General features: G+C 66.3%; 8 protein-coding genes. 5 read left to right on the top strand and 3 right to left on the bottom strand.

The features are described from left to right. Window positions 1-844: 844 nt before the first annotated feature. Genes VGL40_03455 through VGL40_03445 form a run of 3 tightly spaced genes read right to left on the bottom strand, consistent with a single transcriptional unit; the run spans window position 845 to window position 5,190 of the window. A complete protein-coding gene (locus VGL40_03455) occupies window positions 845-2,884 on the bottom strand; it encodes a glycoside hydrolase family 36 protein (GenBank protein HEY3314326.1) in 2,040 nt (679 codons plus the stop codon). A 3-nt stretch (window positions 2,885-2,887) separates the two neighbouring features. Continuing rightward, entirely contained in the window at window positions 2,888-4,246 is a 1,359-nt protein-coding gene (locus VGL40_03450; GenBank protein HEY3314325.1) for an MFS transporter, read from the bottom strand. Window positions 4,247-4,284: 38 nt separating this feature from the next. Further along, window positions 4,285-5,190 carry a histidinol-phosphatase gene (locus VGL40_03445; GenBank protein ID HEY3314324.1) on the bottom strand — a complete coding sequence of 302 codons (906 nt, stop codon included), beginning with the start codon at window positions 5,188-5,190 and terminating at the stop codon, window positions 4,285-4,287. Between the two features lie 132 nt (window positions 5,191-5,322). On the opposite strand from VGL40_03445, the gene VGL40_03440 reads away from it, so the two are divergent. From VGL40_03440 to VGL40_03420, 5 genes are all read left to right on the top strand, one after another. Next, on the top strand, window positions 5,323-6,036 hold the full coding sequence (locus tag VGL40_03440; protein ID HEY3314323.1) for an HAD family hydrolase: 714 nt from the start codon (window positions 5,323-5,325) through the stop codon (window positions 6,034-6,036). Between the two features lie 108 nt (window positions 6,037-6,144). Beyond that, window positions 6,145-6,789: a sigma-70 family RNA polymerase sigma factor gene (locus VGL40_03435; GenBank protein HEY3314322.1), complete on the top strand. Its 645-nt coding sequence runs from the start codon at window positions 6,145-6,147 to the stop codon at window positions 6,787-6,789. Continuing rightward, window positions 6,786-7,364: a zf-HC2 domain-containing protein gene (locus tag VGL40_03430; GenBank protein HEY3314321.1), complete on the top strand. Its 579-nt coding sequence runs from the start codon at window positions 6,786-6,788 to the stop codon at window positions 7,362-7,364. The genes VGL40_03435 and VGL40_03430 overlap by 4 nt, the downstream gene beginning before the upstream one ends. 49 nt (window positions 7,365-7,413) lie before the next feature. After that, on the top strand, window positions 7,414-8,109 hold the full coding sequence (locus VGL40_03425) for a hypothetical protein (GenBank protein ID HEY3314320.1): 696 nt from the start codon (window positions 7,414-7,416) through the stop codon (window positions 8,107-8,109). Further along, window positions 8,106-8,640, top strand: a 535-nt coding sequence (locus VGL40_03420; protein ID HEY3314319.1) for a hypothetical protein, incomplete at its 3' end; no start/stop codon positions are given. The genes VGL40_03425 and VGL40_03420, both read left to right, overlap by 4 nt.

The raw sequence follows: 8,640 nt of genomic DNA, 5'->3' as shown, positions 1-8,640 counted from the left end.
ATTGTCCCTCGAAGACTCTCAAAGCGGTTCAGAGATGGATTTTGAGATCAATCTTGGAGAGAGTACCAGCCCATGCTTCAGCAATGGCCTATTACCCAGGGGCAACACCGAAAAAGAATGCGATGAGGCACGCGCGCAACTATCACATGCTGGCTTATGACCTCAAAGACTTCTTCCCGTCCATTGGGCGTGGCAGGGTCTTCACGATCTTCAGGGCTCTGGGGTATTCAGATCATGTTTGCCACCTCTTGAGTTCACTATGTACATTGGATGACCGTCTCCCTCAAGGTGCTCCGACGTCGCCAATGATATCAAACATTGTGTGCCGTAAGATGGATTCAAGGCTCGCACGGCTTGCTGGGCTTAGGAGTGTGGCCTACACCAGATACTCTGATGACATCACTTTTACCGCCAAGACCTCAAGACAGATCCATAGAGTGCAAGCTCTAAGCAAGCAGATTGTGGCTGAAGAAGGTTTCGCTCTGAATTCCCATAAGACCAGGGTGGTTGGCCGCGGCCATTCCTTGAGTGTAACCGGCCTCGCGGTCTTAGGGGATGGTCAGGTGAGAATCACACGAGAGTACCGCCGGAGAATACGGGCCGCGGTTTTTCGCTCGGTTATGGAAGACGACCGCCGAAAGGTGCGGCAGATTAACACCCAAATTCGAGGTTTTGAGGCCCATTGGACTAGTATCGAGAAGAATGCCAGAGCCGTGACGTCCCGTTGGAGGGGGGTCTTCAAACGAAAAAAGAGCAAAATTCGCGCGACGACAACCGCGTCTGCGAGTTCCGCACCTTAGGCGAGCCCCCCGACGGGGGCTCGATTTGATCTAGAGCCCCACGGTTACTCCGAGAGTGCTAGATACCTACACCCATGAGCCGGCACCGACGGCAGGCTCAAGACCCCTTCGACCAGGCCAACGTCGCGCTCGGCCCAGATGTCGTGGACGTGCCACGGGCCGGCCCGCCCGGTCACCGCGGTCAGGTCGACGCTCAGGTCGACCGGGCGCCCGGACCAGTTGAAGATGCCGACGGACCACCGCTCACCGCCGCCGCCCGCCTCCGAGCCCTCCCCGTCCCGACCATCCCTCCTGACGAACAAGCTCGGCAGTCCCCCGGGGCTCGGCCGCCCGGCGGCGTCGGTCTTGAACAGATCGACCGCTCGGGCCGCCCGGCGCGACGGCGGGAAGATCTCCAGCAGCATCTCCAGGCGCTGCGGGGAGACGGCCGAGAAGTCGTCGCTGGTCAGCAGCAGGCCGCCGGAGAGGGCGATGACCGTCGCCAGGCTCTCCACCTCAACCGGGGTCAGCTTGGTCCGGCGGTCCCGCAGGAGCAGGCAATCGGGGTCGTTGAGCCACCAGCGGTCGTGGAGGAAGGCCCGGGTCAGGGTGTTGCGGATGGCGTTGACCGTCCCGGGAATGGTCTTTTCCCACGGCAGGGGGGTCGGACCCCACTGGGGGGCGACGTCCTCACCGATGCGCATTCCGTTGACCAGGCCGACGGCCGGTCCCAGAGGCAGGCCGCAGCCGAGGATGAAGCGCGCGTCCCCGACCGCTTCGCGGATGGCCTCGAGCCCGCGGCGCAGGGCCTGGGCCCGGGTGGCCGACCGGTCGTGGTGCCGGCCGGCCAGGGCGGCGCAATAGAGGAAATCAATCTTGACATAGTCGTAGCCCCACTCGTCGGTGACCGTCCTGAAGACGCGCTTCAGCCACTCGATGACGCCGGGGTGGGTGCAGTCCAGCCCGTAGATGCGGCCTCCCCAGCCGAGGTTGTTGCCGCCGTAAACGGGGCGCCCTCGCCCGTCACGGAGGATCCAATCGGGGTGCGCCTTCCACAAGTTCGACCTCTCCATCACGGTGAAGGGGGCCAGCCAGAGGCCGGGCTTGAAGCCGGCCTCCTTGATCTTCTCGGCCAGCCACTTCATCCCGTGCGGGAACTTCTCATTGATCTCCAGCCAGTCGCCGATGGCGTGCTGGTAGCCGTCATCGATCTGGACGTACTCGAGAGGGATTGAGCCGCGCAGGCGCCCCAGGTGCTCCAGGTTGTCCAGGACGTCGCCCTCGGTGACCTTGGTGAAGTAGTGATACCAGGTGCACCAGCCGGTCGGGACGTGGTCCCAGGTGATCGCCTTCATCGCCCGGCCCGCCTCGGCCGCATAGAGCTCCAGCCCTTCGGCGGGGTCGCCGGCCCAGATGAAGAGGGTCTCCGAGGCCAGTGTCCCGCCGGGGGCCAGCTCGTACCCGTCGGCCCAGGAGCGGGCCATGGCGGCGGCCCGCGGGCCGCCCGGGCCGGCGCCCGCGCTTGCGCCGGCCGCTCGGCCCGCCCTCGACTCGAAGACAACCTCACTGAACTGGTCCCTCATCGTCAAGAAGCCGAGGACGAGCCCGTCGCCCTCGACTCCGATGGCCGAGAAGAAATCCGAACCGATGTGGCCGCGACGCCAGGTGCCGCGCCGGGCCGGGTTGGTCCCCATCACCTTGACCAGTGGGAGAAGGGGGTCCGGGTCGCGGGCGGTCAGGGGCTTGACCAGGGCCGCGCTCCACGACTGCCAGCCGTTCTGGTAGACCAGCAGGGAGGAAGAAGGTCGTTCGGGCAGGACGCGCGCGGCGTCGAGGACGGTGAAGCCCTCGACGCGGACGGCCGTCGGGCCGCGGTTGGCGACCTCCAGGCGGAGGGCCATTCCGGGGCCGGCCGCGGCGGCCGTCGCCCTCAACTCCAGGCCGGCCGACCGTAGTCCATCCCCGCCCGCCCAGACGGCACCCCGCCCGGCCACCGAAACCCCATAGCGCCCGCCTTCGATGACCGGTCTCGCGCCGCGCCACAGGGCGGCCCGGCCGGCCGCCTCATCCAACCTGAGTCGCAGGTCGCCGCAAGAGACTTCCATGCGTTACCGCCCTCCGGCGGGTGCCCCGCCACCAGCCGATGCCCCGCCCATGGCTTCGGCCCGCTCGGCCAGCACGCGGCGGACGGCCTCCTCATCCCGGGGCTCGGTCCGGCTGACGAAGAACCACCAGAAGCCGCACAGGGCCCAGAAGGTGATGGCGATGTAAAGGGCTCGGGTCATCCCGAAGCTCACCGACAGCAACCCGCCGAGGAAGGGCCCGACCCCGTTGCCGATGGAGTCGGTCAGGTTGAAGACCGACGAGATGGATCCGCGGTTCTCCGGCAGGTTGACGTTCATCAGGATGGTCTTCGGGTTCGGCCCGACCATGCTGGCCACGAACCCGATCAAGAAGGCCAGGGACATCGGCCCGAGCAGTTGCAGGAAGGTCATCCCGGCATGGGCCGGGTAGGCGACCACCCCGTAAGCCAGGAACATCCCGACGTAGACAACAATCCCCAAATAGATAGGCATCAACGACTTCTTGATGCTATAAAGCTTAGTTCCGATAAGGCCCCCGACGAATCCGCCGGCCAAGACTCCGGCGCCGAAGATCATCATGATCATCGTTGCCGCCTGCACCGAGAAGCCCTTCTCGCGGACGAAGTAGATCGGGATGGCGAAGGTCAGGACGCCCCAGGGCACGCAGCCCGGGATGCCCTGGATAAAGCTCAGGACGTTGGTCTTGACCCTGGCCATGGCCAGGTAGTTCGGGCGTTCGCGGCCGCGGTAGGCCCCTTCGGCGACCAGCTCGCGCAGTTCCGGCTCGGCCTGGCCCCGCTTGGGCTCCCTGGCGAAGAAGTAGAACAACGGGACGAGGACGAAGTTGGGGACGGCCGCCACGATGAAGGGGAGCCGCCACCCATAGACCGGGCCGATGAACCCCGCCGCCAGCATCCCCAGGACCGTGCCCAGGCCGCTGACCGTGTTGATCATCGTATTGGCGAAGCCCCGCTGCTCGACGGTGAAGTAGTCGGAGAGCAAGGAGAAGCTGATCGGGATGATTCCGCCGATGCCCAGGCCGGTCAGGGCCCGCCAGAAATACAGCTGGCCGTAGGTCTGGGAGAAGGCGGTCATCAGGCAGGGCACCTCACCCAAGAGGACGGTCAGGACGAGGAGCCGCTTGCGGGAGACGAAGTCGGCCATGTACCCCCAGAGCAGGGTGACCACGGCGCCGATGATGATGAAGGCCGATGACACCGCGCCCAGTTGGGCGTCATTGATGCCCAGGTCCTTCTCGATGAGGACGGCGTTGGGATAGAGCAGGTTCATGTCGGCGTTCAGGAAGACCGTGATGACGATGAGATAGACCAGGCAGACTAGGGATTCGCGGCTCATCTTCCGATTCCGAGGAAGCTCGGCCATGCTCATTCCTCCCCTGGTGGTCTCAGTGCTCTCGGCGCTCAGGCTTCGGCGATGGGCTTCTCGCTCGCCCGACGTCCGGCGAATTCGACCGTCGACTGATAACCGGCCTCCCGGGCGTAGGCCATCGCCCGGTCGAAATCGGCCCCGACATCCCGGGGGTCGTGGGCATCGGAGGAAAAGACGATCGGGACCCCGTCGGTCTTGAACGCCGCCAGCAGACCCGGGCCAGGGTAGACCTCGCCGACGGGCTTGCGCCAGCCGGCCGTGTTGATTTCGACGGCCGTGCGGGCATCGCCCGGGCTCGGCCGCCCGCCGGGTCCCAGCCGCCGCCCGGCGGCGACCGCCTCGGCCAGGGACTCATACTGCTCGCGGAGGAAGGCCTCGGCCCCCGGGCCGCTGGGCCGATGGCCCCAGACCTTGATCACGTCGGAGTGCCCGATGATGTCGGCCAGTCCCGACCGGGCCAGCCGGGCCAGCATCCGGAAGTAGTCGGCGTAGATCGCCCGGATGTCGCCTGACTGCCAGAAGGGAATATCCGGCGTCATATCGAACACCAAACTGTTTAGGCAGTGCACCGACCCAATCCGATAGTCGAACGGATAGGTGTCGAGGAAACGTCCGATGGCCTCTTCGTCCTCGGGGTGGTAGTCGAACTCCACGCCGACCTTGACCGGCAGGCCATCCTGTCGGGCCCGCTCAACAAAGGCCAGGAACTCATCGATGCTCCTGGTGTAGCGTTCGTCGATGAACCGCACAGGGCTGGCCGCCAGGCCGCCGGGGCCGCCGTCGCCGAGGAGCCCGACCGCTTCTTTGAAAAGATACAGATGCTCCACGAACCCGACCTCGCCGACCCCGCGGGCGGCGGCGGTCTTCAAGAACCGCTCTAGCCAGGATCGCTCGTATGGACCGCGTTCCAGGTGGACGTGATGATCACAAGGTCCCATGGATAGATGCACCCCAATTTTCCGGCATGGTAGGGATGTTCGGCGCGCCGAGCGCAAAACCTTCGGTCCGCCGGGCGCCGGCTGGCCCTGAGCCAGCTTCAAACCGGCCGGCCCGGGAGGACGAATAGCCCGATGCGCGCCATCTTCTTCGACATGAACAAGACCCTCATCCACTTCCAGGGCGACGCCGCCGAGAGGGCCCGCCAGCTCCTGGCCAAGAAAGGGATCTTCCTCGGCCACGACAAGGTGGCCGAGGCCCTCGGCGAGGCCCGCAAGACCCATGACCCGGAGTTGATCCAACTGGTGACCGACGACGACGAGCGGGAGTTCTACCACCGTTTCGCCCGGACCTTCCTGGGCGCCGCCGACGCCCCGCCCCGCGACCAGCTGGTCGAGTCCGTCGCCCAGGAGATGTATGACTACGACCCGCTCTACGCCATCTACCCCGAGGTCCCCGAGGTCCTCGGGCGGCTGCGGGCCGAGCGGGACCTGGTCCTCGGGGTCATCTCCAACTGGGAGCCGTCCCTCGGTCGGCTCTGCCGCTATCACGGCCTCGACCAGTATCTGGACTTCATCCTTTCGTCCAGCACGGCCGGGGCTCAGAAACCCGCGCCGGAGATCTACCGTAAGGCCCTGGCGCTGGCCAAGGTACCGGCCGGCGCGGCCATCCATGTCGGTGACGATTACTTCGGCGACGTGATGGGGGCCAAGAAGGCCGGAATCAAGCCGGTCTGGTTGATCCGCGACGTCAATGCGGAAATCCCACCCGAGGCCGAACGCTACCGTCCGCCTATCATCAACGACCTGCGTGACCTGCTCGAGTTGGTCCTTCCCAAGGCCGAATAGGGACGGTTGAGTCTGGTCGGCGGGGCCGGGGACAGCTTCTCCCGACCCCGCTGAAACTTTCCGTCCGCCCGCTTCGTTATTTTGGTGGAAAGGGCGATAGGTAAGCGCATGCCGACACTTCCCCCCGACGAAGAACTCATCGCGCGGTGTCAGGCGGGAGACCAAGAGGCTTACGGCTTCCTGGTCCAGCGCTACCAGCGCCTCGTCTTCAGCGCGGCCCGGCGGATCACCGGCAACGCCCACGACGCCGAGGACGTCGCTCAGGACACCTTCGTCCGGGCCTACTTCGCCCTGGACCGCTTCGTCTCCATCCGCGGCGGCTTCCCGGCTTGGCTCGTCCGCATCGCCACCAACCTCTCGCTGACGAGGCTCAGGCGCCGCCGAGAGGTGCCGATGGAAGCCGATGAACGGCTGCCCGACGCGTTACCCGGGCCGGCCGAGGAAGCCGAGGCCGAGATGACCCGCGAGGAGGTCCGCCAGGCGGTCGGCGATCTACCCGACCGCTATCGAACGGCGATCCTCCTCCGCTATGTCCAGGACCTCTCCTACGACGAGATCGCCGCCGAGATGGGGATTCCCCGCAACACCGTGGCCACCTGGCTGCGAAGGGCCCTGGATCTGCTGGAAAAGAGCCTTGAGGCGGAGGACGGACGAATGACCGGGACCGATCGGGTCACGCGGTCGCCCGGCGGCCGGTTGATCAAAATGACGGCGAAGGTCAAGATGACGGCGATGGGGAGGGGAGCGAGATGAGTCGACAAGCCATCACCCGGCGGCGGACCTGCGGGTGGACAACCAAACGGCGGTTGGCCTACGCCGACGGCGAACTGACAGCCAGAGAGGCCGGGCTCGTGGCCGCCCATCTCGAGACCTGCCCATCGTGCCGGGCCGAGTTCGAGGCCCTGATCGTGGGCCAGGCCCGGTTGGAGGCCACCTTCGCCGACGAGCCCTCGGCCGCCGAGTCCCGCTCAACCCCGGGCCCCAGCCTGGACTTCACCGCCCGGGTGATGAACGAGATCCGCCGGCAAGAGGCCGGGATCAGCCGCTCGAAGGAGGCCCGCTTGGCCCAGAGCCAGGCCGGCCGGGCGGCCGCTTCAACCTGGATCGCCTGGGCCCGTCCGCTGGCCGCGGCGAGCATGGTCGCCACCTTGCTCCTGGGGACCTACACCGCTTTGACCATGGATGCCCGTTCCTACGCCCGCATCATCGCCTATCAGCAAAGGACCGTCGTCGGGATCAGGGACGATTTCTGGACGGTGGCCCGGAAGACCGGTCTCGATGGGATCATCACCAGGTACCTGAGCCAGATCGACTCAACCGGGCGGTGAGTCGCCGACCGGCGGCCATCGCCTCGCTTTTCTGAAAGGATGGTTTGAAATGGAGCGTCGGAAGAGCCCGCTGCTGGCGGGGATCCTTGGCCTCGTCCCGGGCCTGGGCCAGCTCTACAACGAGCAATGGGTCAAGGGGTTCGGGATCGTGTTCCTCCTCGCCCTGGGCTTCGCGCTGATGGTCGTCCAGCCCATGCTCAACCTGGTCGGGGTCAACGGCGGCTTGCTCTCCGGCCCGGACATCAACTTCGGCCCGGGCTTCCCCTTCAATGTCAACAACAGCGGGGAGATCTTCACCGCCATCCTCTATGTCCTGGTCATCTTCCCGGTGGTCTGGCTCTACAGCCTCTTCGACGCCATCTTCACCGCCCGGCGGTTCAACGACGCTTACGTGATGGCCCATGCCCAGGCCCCAATCCCGTCCCCGGCGGTCACCCCGTCCGCCCACACCGCCGTCCATCCGGCTCCGTCCCGCCCGACCCATCACCGGCCGCTGACCCATTCGCCGGCCGACATGGGGCCGCGCGAGGGCCTTGTCTGGGGGGTCGGCCTGGTCGCCCTGGGGCTGCTCGGCCTGGCGGCGACACTCGACGGCGGCCTTTGGTGGCTGGTCAAGCGCGGCTGGCCGATGCTCCTGATCCTCGGCGGGGCCTACTTCCTGTGGGCTGAACGGTTCGGGGCCGCCCCGCGGGCGGCGACGCCGCCGTCGGCCGCCCCGGATCCGGCCAAGGAGGTAGAACAATGAAATCGCGACCGGTCGGTCGATACATCGTCGCCGCCGCCCTCATCCTCTTCGGGTTGGGGCTGCTCGCCGATAACCTGCTCCACACCCAGACGGCCGATCTCTTCTGGACTTACTGGCCCTTACTCCCGCTGGCCCTCGGCGTCGAGCTGATCGCCCGGGCCGTCCTGGCCGACCGGGCCGCAAAGAGCGGGAAGACTGTGGTCCCCTTCCACGTCGAGTCCGGCGTCACCGTGGTCACCGTGATCGTCGTGGTCATCGGCCTCGTCGGGGCGATGCTCGGGCCGGTCAGCTGGAGCGGGTTCAAGCTATCCGGTATCCGGATCGGGCCAGTCAACCTGGCCCACGCCACCCGGGATTCCCTCCATCGGGAGCTGACCATCGGCCAGGAAGTCAAGGCCGTCACGGTCAAGAACCCGGTCGGAAAGGTCAGGGTCAAGGCGGGCGCGGCCGCCGATCAGATCACCGTCGATGCCACCGTCACCGGCAACGGCACCGCTCAGGAAGAGGCCAATCGCAACGCCGAGGCGACAA

The organism is Bacillota bacterium (genome assembly GCA_036504675.1).
In the GTDB taxonomy this organism is placed as follows: Bacteria; Bacillota; Sulfobacillia; order JAJYWN01; family JAJZPE01; genus DASXUT01.
The sequence above is the reverse complement of the archived record's forward strand: the minus strand, read 5'-3'. Positions and strand labels throughout refer to the sequence as shown.

Bases quoted from the DNA above. Each gene is read 5' to 3' on its own strand.
- VGL40_03430 (HEY3314321.1), top strand. From the start codon at position 6,786: ATGAGTCGACAAGCCATCACCCGGCGGCGGACCTGCGGGTGGACAACC.
- VGL40_03445 (HEY3314324.1), bottom strand. From the start codon at position 5,190: ATGGGACCTTGTGATCATCACGTCCACCTGGAACGCGGTCCATACGAG.
- VGL40_03425 (HEY3314320.1), top strand. From the start codon at position 7,414: ATGGAGCGTCGGAAGAGCCCGCTGCTGGCGGGGATCCTTGGCCTCGTC.
- VGL40_03450 (HEY3314325.1), bottom strand. From the start codon at position 4,246: ATGGCCGAGCTTCCTCGGAATCGGAAGATGAGCCGCGAATCCCTAGTC.
- VGL40_03455 (HEY3314326.1), bottom strand. From the start codon at position 2,884: ATGGAAGTCTCTTGCGGCGACCTGCGACTCAGGTTGGATGAGGCGGCC.
- VGL40_03435 (HEY3314322.1), top strand. From the start codon at position 6,145: ATGCCGACACTTCCCCCCGACGAAGAACTCATCGCGCGGTGTCAGGCG.
- VGL40_03440 (HEY3314323.1), top strand. From the start codon at position 5,323: ATGCGCGCCATCTTCTTCGACATGAACAAGACCCTCATCCACTTCCAG.